Source organism: Mycobacterium shunyiense (genome assembly GCF_058270035.1).
Map to the genome: position 1 here is coordinate 229,899 of NZ_JBZDPT010000003.1, position 15,031 is coordinate 244,929.

At 66.9% G+C, this 15,031-nt stretch carries 18 protein-coding genes; 10 read left to right on the forward strand and 8 right to left on the reverse strand.

Translation table 11 applies throughout. The annotated features are described in order from the left end of the window. Nucleotides 1-42: 42 nt before the first annotated feature. Nucleotides 43-933 carry a transcriptional regulator CynR gene (cynR, locus tag AC4ELS_RS03850; protein WP_499045955.1) on the reverse strand — a complete coding sequence of 297 codons (891 nt, stop codon included), beginning with the start codon at nt 931-933 and terminating at the stop codon, nt 43-45. A gap of 56 nt (nt 934-989) precedes the next feature. Between cynR and AC4ELS_RS03855 the strand changes: the two genes are divergently transcribed. From AC4ELS_RS03855 to AC4ELS_RS03875, 5 genes are all read left to right on the forward strand, one after another. After that, nucleotides 990-1,196 carry a hypothetical protein gene (locus tag AC4ELS_RS03855; RefSeq protein WP_499045957.1) on the forward strand — a complete coding sequence of 69 codons (207 nt, stop codon included), beginning with the start codon at nt 990-992 and terminating at the stop codon, nt 1,194-1,196. 69 nt (nt 1,197-1,265) lie between these two features. Then, the gene (locus AC4ELS_RS03860; protein ID WP_064881704.1) at nt 1,266-2,366 is read left to right on the forward strand and encodes a glycoside hydrolase family 76 protein; all 1,101 of its coding nucleotides are present in this window, start codon (nt 1,266-1,268) and stop codon (nt 2,364-2,366) included. Nucleotides 2,367-2,458: 92 nt separating this feature from the next. Further along, on the forward strand, nt 2,459-3,142 hold the full coding sequence (locus AC4ELS_RS03865) for a FadR/GntR family transcriptional regulator (protein WP_064881702.1): 684 nt from the start codon (nt 2,459-2,461) through the stop codon (nt 3,140-3,142). A 63-nt stretch (nt 3,143-3,205) separates the two neighbouring features. Beyond that, nucleotides 3,206-4,357, forward strand: a complete 1,152-nt coding sequence (locus tag AC4ELS_RS03870; RefSeq protein WP_499045959.1) for an XdhC family protein — start codon at nt 3,206-3,208, stop codon at nt 4,355-4,357. Further along, complete coding sequence (locus AC4ELS_RS03875; protein ID WP_463790387.1) at nt 4,354-5,253, forward strand: LLM class F420-dependent oxidoreductase; 900 nt, start codon at nt 4,354-4,356, stop codon at nt 5,251-5,253. The genes AC4ELS_RS03870 and AC4ELS_RS03875 overlap by 4 nt, the downstream gene beginning before the upstream one ends. Here the strand turns inward: AC4ELS_RS03875 and AC4ELS_RS03880 are convergent. Then, nucleotides 5,250-5,954 carry a DedA family protein gene (locus AC4ELS_RS03880; protein WP_064881695.1) on the reverse strand — a complete coding sequence of 235 codons (705 nt, stop codon included), beginning with the start codon at nt 5,952-5,954 and terminating at the stop codon, nt 5,250-5,252. The two genes, AC4ELS_RS03875 and AC4ELS_RS03880, sit on opposite strands and share 4 nt — an antisense overlap. Nucleotides 5,955-6,028: 74 nt before the next feature. On the opposite strand from AC4ELS_RS03880, the gene fbaA reads away from it, so the two are divergent. Next, nucleotides 6,029-7,066: a class II fructose-bisphosphate aldolase gene (gene fbaA / locus AC4ELS_RS03885; protein ID WP_499045961.1), complete on the forward strand. Its 1,038-nt coding sequence runs from the start codon at nt 6,029-6,031 to the stop codon at nt 7,064-7,066. 5 nt (nt 7,067-7,071) lie between these two features. Here fbaA and AC4ELS_RS03890 read toward each other — a convergent pair whose 3' ends face one another. Together AC4ELS_RS03890 and AC4ELS_RS03895 are read right to left on the reverse strand one after the other, a co-directional pair. Next, the gene (locus AC4ELS_RS03890; RefSeq protein ID WP_499045963.1) at nt 7,072-7,659 is read right to left on the reverse strand and encodes a CHAP domain-containing protein; all 588 of its coding nucleotides are present in this window, start codon (nt 7,657-7,659) and stop codon (nt 7,072-7,074) included. Nucleotides 7,660-7,668: 9 nt separating this feature from the next. Next, nucleotides 7,669-8,466 carry an Rv0361 family membrane protein gene (locus AC4ELS_RS03895; protein WP_055110669.1) on the reverse strand — a complete coding sequence of 266 codons (798 nt, stop codon included), beginning with the start codon at nt 8,464-8,466 and terminating at the stop codon, nt 7,669-7,671. Nucleotides 8,467-8,530: 64 nt separating this feature from the next. On the opposite strand from AC4ELS_RS03895, the gene AC4ELS_RS03900 reads away from it, so the two are divergent. Next, the gene (locus tag AC4ELS_RS03900; RefSeq protein WP_055110668.1) at nt 8,531-8,947 is read left to right on the forward strand and encodes a DUF3151 domain-containing protein; all 417 of its coding nucleotides are present in this window, start codon (nt 8,531-8,533) and stop codon (nt 8,945-8,947) included. A 3-nt stretch (nt 8,948-8,950) separates the two neighbouring features. Here the strand turns inward: AC4ELS_RS03900 and AC4ELS_RS03905 are convergent, their stop codons facing one another. The 3 genes from AC4ELS_RS03905 to AC4ELS_RS03915 all read right to left on the reverse strand — a co-directional run bounded on the left by AC4ELS_RS03905 (nt 8,951) and on the right by AC4ELS_RS03915 (nt 11,391). Further along, nucleotides 8,951-9,847, reverse strand: coding sequence for a cation diffusion facilitator family transporter (locus AC4ELS_RS03905; protein WP_499045981.1), 897 nt, complete (start codon nt 9,845-9,847; stop codon nt 8,951-8,953). 141 nt (nt 9,848-9,988) lie between these two features. Further along, on the reverse strand, nt 9,989-10,768 hold the full coding sequence (locus AC4ELS_RS03910; RefSeq protein ID WP_448448455.1) for a site-2 protease family protein: 780 nt from the start codon (nt 10,766-10,768) through the stop codon (nt 9,989-9,991). A gap of 41 nt (nt 10,769-10,809) precedes the next feature. Then, a complete protein-coding gene (locus AC4ELS_RS03915; RefSeq protein WP_064961006.1) occupies nt 10,810-11,391 on the reverse strand; it encodes a hypothetical protein in 582 nt (193 codons plus the stop codon). Between the two features lie 106 nt (nt 11,392-11,497). Between AC4ELS_RS03915 and AC4ELS_RS03920 the strand changes: the two genes are divergently transcribed. Both AC4ELS_RS03920 and AC4ELS_RS03925 read left to right on the forward strand, forming a co-directional pair. After that, nucleotides 11,498-12,793 (forward strand): adenylosuccinate synthase, encoded by a 1,296-nt coding sequence (locus AC4ELS_RS03920; RefSeq protein ID WP_064881688.1) that lies wholly within the window; start codon nt 11,498-11,500, stop codon nt 12,791-12,793. Further along, on the forward strand, nt 12,790-13,416 hold the full coding sequence (locus AC4ELS_RS03925) for a PaaI family thioesterase (RefSeq protein WP_448448457.1): 627 nt from the start codon (nt 12,790-12,792) through the stop codon (nt 13,414-13,416). Before AC4ELS_RS03920 ends, AC4ELS_RS03925 begins: the two co-directional genes overlap by 4 nt. 2 nt (nt 13,417-13,418) lie before the next feature. Here the strand turns inward: AC4ELS_RS03925 and AC4ELS_RS03930 are convergent, their stop codons facing one another. Then, complete coding sequence (locus AC4ELS_RS03930; protein ID WP_499045966.1) at nt 13,419-14,165, reverse strand: SDR family NAD(P)-dependent oxidoreductase; 747 nt, start codon at nt 14,163-14,165, stop codon at nt 13,419-13,421. A 62-nt stretch (nt 14,166-14,227) separates the two neighbouring features. Here AC4ELS_RS03930 and AC4ELS_RS03935 point away from each other — a divergent pair, with 62 nt between their 5' ends. Beyond that, entirely contained in the window at nt 14,228-14,899 is a 672-nt protein-coding gene (locus tag AC4ELS_RS03935; protein WP_254358856.1) for a hypothetical protein, read from the forward strand. The last annotated feature ends 132 nt before the right edge of the window (nt 14,900-15,031 follow it).

Sequence of the window (15,031 nt, forward strand, 5' to 3'; positions counted from 1 at the left end):
TAGCGTCCAATACTTAATTTCCATCGGAGCGATAGTTCGTGTCTATGGCTGGTGATGGTGGGAGTAGTGCACCGCGATCGCGCTGAACGCCCGCGCGGCGGCGGACTGATATCCCGCCGACCGGTGTAGGAGTACGACCTCGCGTGATGGAAGAGGCGGAACGGGCCGGATCGGATAAAGGTCGGCATGCGCCTGCGTGATCGCGTCCGGCAATACCGTGGCGAGCGTGCCGAGGCGCACGAACTCGATCAGCGCGCTGATGGAGTTCGCCTCGATCGCGATGCGGGGCGTGACGTTCTGGGCGGCGAAGAACTCGTCGATGTAGTTGCGCGTCGCGAAGTCTCGGCTGAGCAACGCCAACGGCTGGGTGGGAAGGTCCGCGATGGCGAACGTCGTGGCGCGCGGGTGGAGAGGATGAGCGGCACCCACGACCAGGCTGAGGGTCTCGGTGAAGAGCGCCGATGCGGCTACCCCCGCAGCGTGGGGGCCGGCGAAGGCGATGCCCAGGTCGACTCGGTCGGCGAGCAGGTCGGCTTCGATCAGGTCCTGAGTGGTCTCGATGACCGTGAGGGTGACACCGGGGTGCTCGGCGTGGAACTGGCGCACCAGCGGACCGATGAGATACGCGGTGATCGTCGGTGTCATCGCGATCCGCAGGTGGCCGCGGCTCAGGTCGTGTACGTCATGGACCGCCCGCTCGGCGGCGTCCAGATCCTGTAGGGCCAGTCGTCCGTGCTGGGCGTATGCCTCGCCGGCATCGGTGAGCCGGACGGTGCGCCCCGAGCGGTCGAGCAGCGGGACTCCCACTTCCCGTTCGAGCTGCTTGATCTGCTGCGACAAGGTGGGTTGCGACACATGCAGGGCCTCGGCGGCTCGGGTGAAGTTGCCGTGGTCGGCGACGGCGAGCAGGTACCGGAGGTGACGCAACTCCATCGGCCCAATGTATAGGTGGCATCTATTGCTGTGATGAGAAATGCGTCTTGGACACTATGGTTCGAACGAGGCAGGTTGGACTGGTCACCGACTCGGCAGCCACCGCGATCGGGCTCGCCGATTACGGCGTACACCCCGGCAACCGAGCTGACCTGGTGGTGATCGCCGCGGCAAACCTGGCCGAGGCGGTGGCCGGCCATCCCGAGCGGCTGCTTGTCCTGCACGATGGCCGGGTGGTGCGCCCGGCGGACCACCTATCCTGACCTGACGCAGGCCCGGAAACTGCTCGACATGCCGACAATTCGAACGCCTGGTAAGGCAGGATCGTCAACATGGATCAGCTATGGGCTAACCGTGCGGCCAGCGCCGAAGCTGCGATCACCCAACGACACCTGACCAAGCTCTGGGGTCTGCCGGGTACCCAACTCGGAGTGGTGGCCTGGCCGGCGACCAAGAAGTACCGAAAGTTCGGAACGTGGCACTACTGGTGGCAGGCGCATCTGCTGGACACCCTGGTCGATGCGCAGGTGCGTGATCCGCAGCCCGAGCGGAAAACCCGTATCGAGCGGCAGATCCGTGGGCACTGGATGCGCAACAACCTGTCTTGGACCAACAGCTATTACGACGACATGGCCTGGCTGGCATTGGCCCTCGAGCGGGCCGGTCGCCTGGTCGGGGTGGAAAAAGCCCATGCGCTCAGGAAGTTGTGCGCGCAGTTCGTGGATGCCTGGGTGCCCGAGGACGGCGGCGGCATCCCATGGCGCAAGCAGGACCAGTTCTTCAATGCCCCGGCCAATGGTCCGGCGGGGATCTTCCTGGCCCGTTATGACGATCGACTGCGCCGGGCCCAGCAGATGGCGGACTGGATCGACGACACCCTGATCGATCCGGAGACCCACCTGGTGTTCGACGGCATCAAGGCCGGCTCGATGGTGCGTGCGCAGTACACCTACTGCCAGGGCGTGGTGCTCGGGTTGGAGGTCGAACTGGCGGTGCGGACCGGCGACACCCGGCACGCCGAAAGGGTCCGGCGTCTGGTGACCGCGGTGGACAAGGAAATGGCCACCGACGGTGTCATCAAGGGCGCCGGCGGGGGCGACGGTGGCTTGTTCAACAGCATCCTGGCGCGGTACCTGGCGCTGGTGGCCACCATGTTGCCGGGGGACGACGCACAAGATCAGGCCGCGCGCGATACGGCCCGGTCGCTCGTGCTCAAGTCCGCACAGGCGGCATGGGACAACCGGCAGAACGTCGACGGGCTCCCGCTGTTCGGACCGTTCTGGGATCGCACCGCCGAGGTGCCCGGGGCCGAAGGTCAGGAAGCGCAGTTCGTCGACGGCGCGGTGAACGCGTCGGCGATCCCGGAACGTGATCTGTCAGTTCAGGTTTCGGGGTGGATGCTCATGGAGGCGGCGCATACCCTCGCCGGGTGATCCCCGCCGGCAAGACCTGCCTACCAAATAGAAAAATGGTCAGACCATAATGGCCGTGTAGCTGTCTGACGAATGTGTGAAGTAGGTCGTGAATGGAACGGGTCGCACGGACCTCCATAGTCGACGTGGTCGTCGACAGATTGCGCGACGAGATTCGCAAGGGTGGTTGGCCGGTCGGGAGCAAGATCCCCACCGAGGCGAAACTTGTTGAGGCACTGGGGGTGAGCCGCCCATCGGTCCGCGAGGCGGTGCGGTCGCTCGTCCAGCTCGGCTTGCTCGAATCGCGGCAGGGTGACGGCACCTACGTGGTCGCCGAGGACGAGACGACAGTGGCGCTGCAGCGCGTGGTCGACACCGCGGATCGCGACGAGGTGCAGTTGGTGCGCCATACGCTCGAAGTGCTCGCCGCGCGCGAAGCTGCGACGAACCGCTCGGCGGCCGATATCGATGCGCTGCGTGTCGCCCTCCATGGACGTCGGTCCGCGAAGGCGAGGGCTGACCTGGACGCGTTCATCGAACACGACGTCGCCTTCCACATCGGTGTGGCCCGCGCCTCACACAACACGCTGCTGCTCGATTTCTACAGCTCTTTCGAAAATGCCATGCGCGACCCGGCTCACGGCGCGTTGTGCATGGGCGTTCCCGAGGATGCATACCGGGATTTCCACACCGATCTGTTTCAGGCGATCCAACGAGGCGACCACGGTGCGGCGACCCGTGCCGCGATCTACGGGCTCGACGTGCACGAACGCCATCTGCACGCGGTCGGTAGCTGACTTGCCTTCGGGACGTGCGACCCGAAACTGAGCATGTGCCCAGCCCGGGCTACTTTGGTCATCGTGAGAGACGTGCTCGCCGATGCACTGTCGGTCTGGCGTGCCGGTGGCACCGTGGGCCTCGCGACGGTGGTGCGCACATTCCGTTCCGCACCGCGGCCCGCCGGGGCGTCGATGGTGGTGGCCCCCGACGGCACGGTGACCGGTTCGGTATCCGGTGGCTGCGTCGAAGGCGCGGTGTACGAACTCGCCGGTGAGGTCGTCGCCGAGGGCGTGCCGGTGCTGCAGCGTTACGGAGTCAGTGACGACGACGCCTTCGCCGTGGGCCTGACCTGCGGCGGCATCCTCGATGTGTTCGTCGAGCCGGTGTCGAAGCGGACGTTCCCAGAGCTGCAGGCTCTGGTCGACGACATCGAGGCCCATCGGCCCGCCGCGACCGCGACGGTCATCGCGCATCCCGATCCCGCATGGCTGGGCCGCCGACTGATCATCCGCACCGGCGAGGTCACCGGCACACTCGGCTCGACCCGCGCGGACAGCGCGGTCACCGATGATGCGCGCGGTCTGCTCGACACCGGCCGCAGCGCGGTCCTGACATTCGGCCCCGACGGTGAGCGCCGCGGCGAGGGCATGGAGGTGTTCGTCGCGAGCTTCGCGCCACCGCCGCGGATGCTGGTGTTCGGTGCCATCGACTTCGCGGCGGCCGTCGCCCGTCAGGGCTCACTGCTCGGCTACCACGTCACGGTGTGCGACGCGCGCCCCGTCTTCGCCACCGCGGCCCGCTTCCCGACCGCAGACGAGGTCGTCGTCGACTGGCCCAACCGGTACCTGGCCGCGCAGGCCGCCGCCGGCGCGATCGACGGCCGCACGGTCATCTGCCTGCTCACCCACGATCCGAAGTTCGACGTGCCGCTGCTCGAAGTGGCGCTGCGACTGCCTGAGATCGGTTACGTCGGTGCGATGGGCTCGCGGCGCACTCATGACGACCGGTTGGCCCGGCTGCGCGAAGTCGGCCTGACCGACGAAGAGCTCGCGAGGCTGTCGAGTCCGATCGGACTGGACCTGGGAGCCAGGACGCCCGAAGAGACCGCGGTGTCGATCGCGGCCGAGATCATCGCCCAACGCTGGGGCGGCACCGGCACACCATTGGCGGACACTGGTGGCCGTATTCATCACGAACACAACGAACCGAGTGAATTGAGGAGTGGTCAGTGACACGAGCCAAGATCGATTTCCCGAGCCGGATCGGTGTGTGGTGGGCCAGCGACACCTGGTCTATGCCGGACGCGCAGCAGGTTGCCCGGGACATCGAAGCTCTCGGCTTCGGCTCGTTGTTCCTTCCGGAAGTGGTCGGCAAGGAGGCTCTCACCCAGTCAGCGGCGTTCCTGGCCGCCACCGAACGCCTCGTGGTGGGCACCGGCATCGCCAACATCCACGTCCGGGTGCCGTCGGCGGCTGAGTCGGGGGCACGGACCCTCACGGCGCTCTACCCGGGCCGGTTCGTGCTCGGCCTGGGCGTCAGCCACGGACCTCTCGTCGAGCACGGACTGGGTGGCACCTACGCCAAGCCCCTGGCCACGATGCGCACCTACCTGGAGCGGATGGCCGCGGTGCCCGAGCAGATCGAACCGGGCGTCGGGCGCCCGCCCCGGCTGCTGGCCGCGCTCGGCCCGAAGATGATCGAGTTGTCCGGCACCCACGCCGACGGTGCACACCCCTACCTGGTCACGCCCGAGCACACCGCGACGACGCGCGAACTCCTCGGCCCGGACCGCTGGGTGGTGTCCGAGCAGGCGGTCGCGATCGGTGGTGACGACGCCGACCAGCTGGCTCGGGCGCACAAGCACCTTGAAGTGTACAGCGGGCTGCCCAACTACCGAAACTCTTGGCTGCGGCAGGGTTTCGATGAATCCGACCTGGTGCGGGGCGGTTCGGACCGGCTGGCGCGCGGACTTGTCGGCATGGGTTCGGCCGATCAGGCGGCAGCGGTGATCACCGCCCACCTGGATGCCGGCGCCGACCACGTCGTCGTTCAGGCGCTGGGGGAGAACCCGACGGCCGATCCGCGTCCGGCCCTGCGTGAACTGGCCGCCGCGTTGGGTTTCGGTTAGGGGTTCGGCTGAACTTGCTCGGTGCCCTTCTTGGCGGCCCGGCGGCGCTTGAACCACTCGTAGAACATCGGCGCCACCGAGGCCACGACGATCAGGATGAAGATCGGCTCGAGCAGCTTCTGGATGATCTCGAACTGGCCCAGCCAGTAGCCGAGCAGGACGAGGCCGACACCCCACACGATCGCGCCCAGCACGTTGAACGTGGTGAACACCGAATAACGCATCTTGGCGGCCCCGGCGACGATCGGTGCCAGGGTGCGCACAATCGGTACGAACCGGGCGATGACGATCGCGAACGGGCCGCGCTGCTCGAAGAACGCGTGGGCCTCGTCGAGGTACTTCTGCTTGAGGACCCGGGCGTCGGGCTTGAACATCTCGACGCCGATGAACCGGCCGATGAGGTAGCCGGCCTGGCCGCCGAGGATGGCCGCCAGCGGGATGAACACCAGTAGCTGCCAGAGCGCGAAGTTGGCGTCCACTGCCGTTCCCTGGGCGGCGGTGCCCGCGGCGAGCATGCCCGCGACGAACAACAACGAGTCGCCGGGAAGGACCGGGAACAGCACCCCGGACTCGACGAAGACGACGACGAGGATGCCCACCAGGGCCCAGGTGCCGAAGGATCCGATGAGGTGCAGCGGATCCATGAAATCCGGCATGAGCGCCAGATTGGTCGTAGCCTCAGGGAGGGCGATGTCGATCACGACTCCCTAGGGTACCTGTGCCCCACCACCGGTCTTCACCTGCGATAACCCGCGTCCAGATGGAAGGACAAGTCATGCCGATCGCTACGCCCGAGGTCTATGCCGAGATGTTGGGCCGGGCCAAGGAGCATTCCTTCGCCTTCCCGGCCATCAACTGCACTTCGTCGGAGACGATCAACGCCGCCATCAAGGGTTTCGCCGATGCGGGCAGTGACGGCATCATCCAGTTCTCGACCGGAGGGGCGGAGTTCGCTTCGGGGCTCGGGGTCAAGGACATGGTGACCGGGGCCGTCGCCCTGGCCGAGTTCGCCCATGTGATCGCCGAGAAGTACCCGATCACCGTCGCCCTGCACACCGACCACTGTCCGAAGGACAAGCTGGACACCTATGTGCGGCCGCTGCTGGCCATCTCCGCCGAGCGGGTCGCCGCGGGCCGCAATCCGTTGTTCCAGTCGCACATGTGGGACGGCTCGGCCGTCCCCATCGACGAGAACCTGACCATCGCGCAGGAGTTGTTGAAGCTCGCCGCGGCGGCCAAGATCGTCCTCGAGGTCGAGATCGGCGTGGTCGGCGGCGAAGAAGACGGCGTCGAGGCCGAGATCAACGAGAAGCTCTACACGTCCTCGGAGGACTTCGAGAAGACCATCGCCGCGCTGGGCGCCGGCGAGCAGGGTGCCTACCTGTTGGCGGCCACGTTCGGAAACGTGCACGGCGTCTACAAGCCCGGCAATGTGGTGCTCAAGCCCGAGGTGCTGGCCGAGGGGCAGCGGGTGGCCGCCGCTAAACTCGGATTGGCAAGTGATGCAAAGCCTTTCGACTTCGTCTTCCACGGCGGGTCGGGTTCGCTGAAGTCCGAGATCGAAGATTCCCTCAAGTACGGCGTGGTGAAGATGAACGTCGACACCGACACCCAGTACGCCTTCACCCGGCCCCTGGCCGCGCACATGTTCACCAACTACGACGGGGTGCTCAAGATCGACGGCGAGGTGGGCAACAAGAAGGTCTATGACCCGCGCAGCTACCTGAAGAAGGCCGAGGCGTCGATGAGCGAGCGAGTCATCGAGGCCTGCAACGACCTGCACAGCGCCGGACGCAGCGTCACCGCGGGCTAGGCGCCTCAGGCGGCCGGTCGGCCGTACCCGAAGATCCCCGCGATCTCGGCGTCATCGAGGGTGTGCACGCGGATACCGCCCTCCTCGTTGCCGCCGACCGTGGTGATCGCGTTGTCATCCACGACCACAACGAAATTGGTGTGCAACCCGAGCGGGCTGCCATCGGCGTACATGACCACATCGCCGATCTGGGGCCGGTATCCGGGCGGTTCGGCGAACCGGCCGGCGGCCTGGAAGTACTCCTGCAGTGTGTACACGCCCGGGATCCGCCAACTCCCGGAGTTGGGATTGGACAGCGGCCGGCCCGCCTCGTTGAGCACCCAGCTGACGAAGTCCGCGCACCACGGCTCCTCGACGCCTTCGGAGAAGTGGCTGCCGCCAGGTTGGGCGTCGTACTGCGCCTGCAGCACGTCGACGATGCGTGCCTGGCCCGGATCGAGTGCGGTGCGGTCGATCTGGGGAAAGGCAACGGGTTTGCCAGGTAGCAGGTCGATCGCGCCGGGCTGGCGGACCAGAAGAGTGGCCAGGCCGACCACGATGACCGCGCCGAACGCGCACAGGGTCAACCAGAGCTTGGGTCCGCGCAGGGTCACCGGACCAGATTAGCCGGTAGGTGCCTGGCAGATCTTCCACTGATTGTCGCGGAACTGGAGGTCGAAGCTGCGGGTGGACCGGGTTTGCGGGGCAAACGCCATGAAGCTCGTGACGTTGGCCTCGGCGTGGTCGCCGTTGACGACAACCTGGTCGATGCTGGCCACGACGGGGTACTGCTTGGCGGCCGCCACCCGGGCGTGGGTCTCGTCCCAGGCCTTCTGGTCATATTTGACGTAGTTGTCGCTGGTGGTGCCGCAGGTCATCGATCGCAGGGCCGCAAGATCGCCCCGCTGGATGGCCGAGTCGAAGTCCTGGATGGTGGTGCGGACGTCGTCCTCCTGGGAGGCCGCCGACGACGATTTGCGGGTCAGCAGGACCGTGCCGAGCACCGCGATCGCCACCAGGGCCGCGATCACCAGGACGACCGCCACCACCCATCCCCAGCTGCGGCGGGTCGTGGTCTGCGGGGCCTGCTCCTGTTCTTCGCGCGGCGGGATGACTTTCGGGGCGGCACCTTTCGGCACCTCGGCGGCGACGGTGTCACCATCGGCCGGAGCGAACACCTCGGTCTCCGGATCGGGCGGGGTGTCGATTTTCTGGGTGGAACTGTCGAAGCCGGACGGCGCGGTGAAGCGCCGTTCCTCACCGAGGTGTACCTCCCCGGTGACTTCGTCGGCCGAGCTGAAGATCTCGGTGGCCGGCTCGGACAGGGCGGACAACTCGGCCGTGGAAGGTAACTCGACCTTCTCGGTCGGTGTGTCGCTCTGGTCGGTGCGGTCTTCGCCAGGTCCCGTTGGGTTCGACATCCCTGCTGCGGTCCTCCCGTACGTCGCTACCGGTGGAGCTTATCGGTCGGTGCACAATAGGCCCATGACACGGATGGGTGATTTGTTGGGGCCGGATCCGGTCCTCCTTCCCGGGGACCCCGAGGCCGAGGACGAATTGGCTGCGGGTGAAAAGGCTGCCGTGGTGGCCGCCGCCCACCCGTCGGCGTCGATCGCGTGGGCGGTGCTGGCTGAGCAGGCCCTCGCCGACGACAAGGCCGTCACGGCGTATGCGTACGCCCGCACCGGTTATCACCGTGGGCTGGATCAGCTGCGCCGCAACGGCTGGAAGGGTTTCGGCCCGGTGCCGTTCGCCCATGAGCCGAACCAGGGGTTCCTGCGGTGTGTGGCCTCGCTGGCCCGAGCCGCCGACGACATCGGCGAGACCGACGAGTTTCAGCGGTGCCTCGATCTGCTCGACGACTGCGATCCGTCGGCGCGGGCCGAACTCGGCCTGGCCTGAGCCTCAGTCCTTCGCCTCGCAGGAGCAGTCGTCCGCTGATTCGGGCGGCTCCACCTGCACGGTGGCGTGGGCCAGCCCCCGGGCATTCAGCACCGCGCGGGCGTCGTCGAGCACCCGGGCGGTGTCGGCGTTGCTGGTCAGGTGCGCGGTGACCATGTCCTTGCCGGGTACCAGCGTCCACACGTGCAGATCGTGTACGCCCGTCACGCCGTCCACCGCGCCCAGCGCGGTACGCAGCTCTTCGACGTCGATGTGCTGTGGGGAGGACTCGCTCAGGATCCGCAGCGCTGCCCGGGCCAACGCGATGGCTCGGGGCAGGACCCAGAGCGCGACCAGGACGGCGACCACGACGTCGGCGTAGGGCCAGCCGGTGGTGACGGTGACGACGCCGGCGACCAGCACGCCGATGCTGCCGACGGTGTCGGCCACGACCTCCATGTAGGCGCCCTTGACGGCGAGGCTGTCCTTGGAGTGCGACCGCAGCATCAGTACCACGACGGCGTTGGCGGCCAGGCCGGCCAGCGCCACGACGATCATGGGCACGCCGGGGACGTCGGGCGCATTGCCGAGGCGTTCGAAGGCCTCGTACAGGATGAAGCCCGCCACGCCGAGGAGCAGTGCGGCGTTGGCGACGGCGGTGAAGACCTCGGCCCGGTGCCAGCCGTAGGTGCGTGCCGGGGAGGTACTGCCGCGCTTGGCCAGCAACACCGCGGTCAATCCCATGAACATGGCGACCAGGTCGGTGAGCATGTGGCCGGCGTCGGCGAGCAGTGCGATCGAGTTGATCAGCAGCGCGGTGACCAGTTCAAGGACGAAGAACGCACTGAGGATCGCCGCCGCGATGAGCATTCCGCTGACGCGGGTATCGCTGCTGTGACTGTGATCGTGGCCGGCACCCATGCCCGAAATATATGCGGAAGTACGCATATGTGGCAAGCGTCAGAGCCGGGCGGGCACTGTGTCACGCCAGAGTGGCGCTCGCCGTCGAGCGTCACGCCAGCGTGGCAAGAAGCGGGCGAGGTGGGTGAGGGCGCCGACCTCTCACAGCCAGGCGGACCAGAAGCGGGTCAACTGGCTGCCGATGGACACAAGCTGGCCCGGCACGCCGGAGAGGTCGACGAACCAGAAGACCACCGAGAAGAACCATCGGTTGAGCGCGGGCGTGAACAGCAGGATCAGCAGGATGAACAGGCCCCACTGTTTGGCCGGCGCGAGCGCGCGTTGCGTGTCCGCGCTCAGATGCGGTTCCAGTGCGCCGTAGCCGTCCAGTCCGGGAACCGGCAACACATTCAGCACGAGGGCAGTGACCTGCAGAAATCCCAGGAAAGCCAGCCCAGACCAGAACACCAGGTGGGCCGGGTCGAAGAAGACCGCGGTGACGGTCAGCAGCAGGACGGCAAGCACCAGGTTGGCGGCCGGGCCGGCCAGGCTGACCAGGGTCTTCTGCCGTGCCGTCATCCACGAGGTCCGTACGTAGACCGCGCCGCCGGGCAGCCCGATCCCGCCTAGCGCGATGACCAGCACCGGAAAACCCAGGGACAGCAGGGGATGGGAGTACTTGAGGGGGTTGAGCGTCAGATAACCGCGCACCGCCACGTCGTGATCACCGAAACGCCAGGCCGTGAACGCATGGCCGAACTCGTGCAGGCACAACGACACCAGCCAGCCCGCGATCACCAGGATGAACACGCCCACGTACGACAGCGGCTTCACGGTGTCGGCGGCCAACCAGGCCACCACCCCGCCCGCGACGGTGATCGCGACGACGGCCAAGAAGACCGGGCTGGGCCGTACCGACTGATGCAGCGGGCGGATGTTCACGATTCGACGCTACGGCAATTCGGCGGGCAATCCGGCCCTGCTCAGCCGACCCGCAGCCAGCCTTCGGTGTGCCGATAGAACGTCGAGCGTCGTACCGTCCGCGGCGCGGCCACCCCGTCCCGGATCACCTGAGCACCCGGGGTGCCCAACTGCGCGGCGCGGCCGACGACCCACCGGCGCGGACGGCCACGGTCCGACAGCACGCTCGCGCGCAGCCCCGGCATGCTCGTCGTGGGCTCGACCCGGACACTTGGAGCCTCGCCGTCGAACAGCACGATGTCGTCGACGATGGCCTCACCCTGCAGCGCCGCTCCGTCGGGCCCGTGCCACTGCGCCGCGCCGACCAGCACAGTTCCCGTCTCGTCGCGGATCAGCGGGACACGCCGGGCAGATCCTCGGAGTGCGCGCCGGGCCGACCAGCTGCCGGACGCCACAGCGACCTCGACATCGAGCCGATCGGCCCGCAGCAACGCGGTGAGTACGGCGGAAAGTTCAGCTTCGCCGCCGGTCACGACCACCCTGCGGTGCGCCCCGAGCTCATCGACACCGACCCTCGGCAGGTCGCGGAGCGGGCGCGGAACACGGCCTGTGCCGACCAATGCGACCCCGGGTGAGGCGGACAAAGCTGCTCCTCGCGGTCGAGAAAATGTGGTTCGCAGCGTGTGCTGGGATAAGGTGACCTACCGGCTGCACCACACTAGTGCGGAAGATTGAGCGGGAGATTACGCCATGCCGGCAATCGTCCTCATCGGCGCCCAATGGGGCGACGAGGGCAAAGGTAAAGCCACCGATCTGCTCGGTGGCCGCGTGCAGTGGGTGGTTCGCTACCAGGGGGGCAACAACGCCGGGCATACCGTCGTGCTCCCCACGGGGGAGAACTTCGCACTGCACCTGATCCCTTCGGGCATCCTGACGCCAGGGGTAACCAACGTCATCGGTAACGGCGTGGTGGTCGACCCGGGTGTGCTGCTCACCGAGCTCCAGGGGCTGGAAGAGCGAGGCGTCGACACCTCGGGCCTGCTGATCTCGGCCGACGCGCATCTGCTGATGCCGTATCACGTCGCCATCGACAAGGTGGTGGAGCGCTACGCCGGCAGCAAGAAGATCGGCACCACCGGCCGCGGCATCGGCCCCTGCTACCAGGACAAGATCGCCCGCATCGGTATCCGGGTCGCCGACGTGCTGGACGAGCAGTTGCTGGCCGAAAAGATCGAGGCGGCACTGGAATTCAAGAACCAGGTGCTGGTCAAGATCTACAACCGCAAGGCGCTCGAGCCGGCCGAGGTGCTCGAGAACCTGCTCACCCAGGCCGACGGCTTCAAGCACCGCATCGCCGATTCCCGGCTGCTGCTGAACCAGGCGCTGGAAAAGGGCGAGACCGTGCTGTTGGAGGGCTCGCAGGGCACCCTGCTCGACGTCGACCACGGCACCTACCCGTTCGTCACCTCGTCGAACCCGACCGCCGGCGGTGCCGCGGTCGGTTCCGGGATCGGGCCGACGCAGATCACGACCGTGCTGGGAATCCTCAAGGCGTACACCACCCGCGTCGGGTCGGGTCCGTTCCCCACCGAATTGTTCGACGAGCATGGCGCGTACCTGGCCAAGACCGGCGGTGAGGTCGGTGTGACGACCGGCCGGGCCCGGCGCTGTGGCTGGTTCGACGCGGTGATCGCGCGGTACGCGACCCGGGTCAACGGCATCACCGACTACTTCCTGACCAAGCTCGACGTGTTGTCCAGCCTGGAGACGGTTCCGGTGTGCGTCGGCTACAAGGTTGACGGCAAGCGCACCAACGAGATGCCCATGACGCAGTCCGACATCCACCGCGCCGAGCCGATCTACGAAGAGCTGCCCGGCTGGTGGGAGGACATCTCCACCGCCCGCGAGTTCTCCGACCTGCCTGCCAAGGCTCAGGACTATGTGCTGCGGTTGGAAGAGCTTGCCGGCGCGCATGTTTCGTGCATCGGTGTGGGTCCGGGCCGCGAGCAGACGATCGTGCGCCGTGACATCCTGGCCGCCAAGTGACGGACGAGCGGCCATCGGTCTTTGAGCAGCACGGCGGATTTCCGGTATTCGAATCAGCCGATCCCGGACCGGGTTTCGCGCGTTTCCTGACCGCGATGCGCCGAGTGCAGGATCTCGCCGTGTCGGCCGATCCGGACAGCGACACCTGGGACGACGCCGCGGATCGGGTTGAAGAGCTCGTCAAGCTGCTCAGCCCGTACGAGGCCGCCGAGGGCGTCGGGCCGGCCAACCGGGTGCCGTCCCTGCCCGGTGTGGGCAGTCTGCTGATGCCGCCGTTCACCGTGTCGAAGTTCGAGCCCGAGGGCGTCGAATTGAAGGTCGAGTTCAGCCGATTCCACGTCGGCGGCAACTATGCGGTGCACGGCGGTGTGCTTCCGCTGCTGTTCGATTCGGTATTCGGCATGGTGATCCACGCCGCGGGCCGGCCGATCAGCCGTACCGCGTTCCTGCATGTGGACTACCGCAAGGTGACCCCGATCGACACGGTGCTGACGGCCCGCGGTTGGGTGCGGGAGTCGGAGGGGCGCAAGGCATTTGTGAACGCCGAACTGCGTGACCCCGACGAGAACCTGCTCGCCGAGGCCAACGGCCTCATGCTCAGATTGCTGCCGGGCCAGCCCTAGAGCTAGATCGCAGTGCGGCCGCCGTCGGCGGGCAGCACCGCGCCGTGAATGAAACTGGCGTCCTCGCTCACCAAAAAGCCGATGGTCCTTGCGATTTCGGTGGGGTCAGCGACCCGTCGCGCCGGGGCCTGTGCTGCGAGGGCGGTCAGCCGGTCGGTGCCGTACTGAGCCGTGGTGCCTTCGGTAAGCGTCGGTCCCGGAGCGACGGCGTTGATCCGGACACCCTTGGGCCCGTATTCGGCGGCCCATGATTTGGTGAGCAGATTCAGCGCGGCCTTCGACGACGCGTACACCGCCGAACCTGGCGTGCCGAACATGGAGACCATGGTGCTGACGTTCACGATCGCGCCGTTTCCGCGCTTGGCCATGGCCGGCGCGGTCGCTCCGACGAGGAAGAACGGGATCTTCACATTGAGGTCGAAGCAGTCGTCGAAGTCGTCTTCGGCGATGGCCGCGGTGGGCCCGAAGACCGCGATGGCGGCGTTGTTGACCAGGATGTCGATCTGGCCTGCGACGGTGAGTGCACTGTCCACCAAGTCTCGGGCGCTGGTGGCGTCGGTCAGATTGGCCGGCAAGAAATCGGCGTTGCCGCCGGCGTCACGGATCTCGGCCACCACCCGGGCCCCACGGTCGGCGTCTCGGCCGCTTGCCAGAACGTGCGCGCCCCGTTGCGCGAGATGTATTGCGGTGGAATGGCCGATCCCGCTCGTCGCGCCGGTGACCAGTGCGGTTTTTCCACTCAATGACACCGGGTCATCGTAAGGGGGCGAATGTCATCGCAGTTCGGGAGTCGGGGTGTCACTATGACGCCGTGGATCAACGACCTTTGCACCGTTTGTCGACGCCGCGCGCCGCGGCGATCGCGGGAGTGTTATTCGCCCTGCTGTTCGGGGCATCGCTGGTACTGATCCGCACCGCGCTGCCCGAGGGTGCCGAGCCGGGCTCCCAGTGGATCGACGGAGCGAGTACCCGGCTGCGCGTCGCGGCCGTCCTGATGCCGTTCGCGGGCATAGCGTTCCTGTGGTTCATCGGCGTGGTGCGCGACGGGTTCGGCCGGTTTGAGGACCGGTTCTTCTCGTCCGTGTTTCTCGGCAGCGGCATCTTGTTCCTGGCCATGATGTTCGTGTCCTCTGGTGTCGGTGCCGCGTTGATCGCCAGCAAGGCCGGGATGGTCGACGCCGCGGCGCATTCCGAGGTCGCCACGTTCGGGCAGATGTTGCTGCTGGTGCTGAGCAAGACCTACGGCATCCGCATGGCAGCGGTGTTCATGATCTCGCTGGCCACGATCTGGTTGAAGACCGGCCTGATGCCGCGTCCGTTGGCGTTCGTGACATACCTCCTCGCGGTGACGCTTCTGGTTGCCGGCGATCTGAGCATGTGGTTGACGCTGGCGTTCCCGACCTGGGTGCTGGCGGTCAGCCTGTTGTTCCTGGTCCGGGCCGGGGTGATCGACCTACCCGGTGAGCACGAGCATTCCGGGTAGTCAGCGATAGTTTCGCCGACGCGTGTCAGTGCATCGGCGTAATATCGAACACATGTGGCGCTCCTAGTGTTCTAGTGGGCGCTTTTCTGCTGTTCAGCGGTGTTTTCGATTGAAGCTCAAGCGTTCTCGGCG

Bases quoted from the DNA above. Each gene is read 5' to 3' on its own strand.
- AC4ELS_RS03905 (WP_499045981.1), bottom strand. From the start codon at position 9,847: ATGGGTGCCGGCCACGATCACAGTCACAGCAGCGATACCCGCGTCAGC.
- AC4ELS_RS03895 (WP_055110669.1), bottom strand. From the start codon at position 8,466: ATGTCGAACCCAACGGGACCTGGCGAAGACCGCACCGACCAGAGCGAC.
- fbaA (WP_499045961.1), top strand. From the start codon at position 6,029: ATGCCGATCGCTACGCCCGAGGTCTATGCCGAGATGTTGGGCCGGGCC.
- AC4ELS_RS03860 (WP_064881704.1), top strand. From the start codon at position 1,266: ATGGATCAGCTATGGGCTAACCGTGCGGCCAGCGCCGAAGCTGCGATC.
- cynR (WP_499045955.1), bottom strand. From the start codon at position 933: ATGGAGTTGCGTCACCTCCGGTACCTGCTCGCCGTCGCCGACCACGGC.
- AC4ELS_RS03920 (WP_064881688.1), top strand. From the start codon at position 11,498: ATGCCGGCAATCGTCCTCATCGGCGCCCAATGGGGCGACGAGGGCAAA.
- AC4ELS_RS03865 (WP_064881702.1), top strand. From the start codon at position 2,459: ATGGAACGGGTCGCACGGACCTCCATAGTCGACGTGGTCGTCGACAGA.
- AC4ELS_RS03855 (WP_499045957.1), top strand. From the start codon at position 990: ATGGTTCGAACGAGGCAGGTTGGACTGGTCACCGACTCGGCAGCCACC.
- AC4ELS_RS03900 (WP_055110668.1), top strand. From the start codon at position 8,531: ATGACACGGATGGGTGATTTGTTGGGGCCGGATCCGGTCCTCCTTCCC.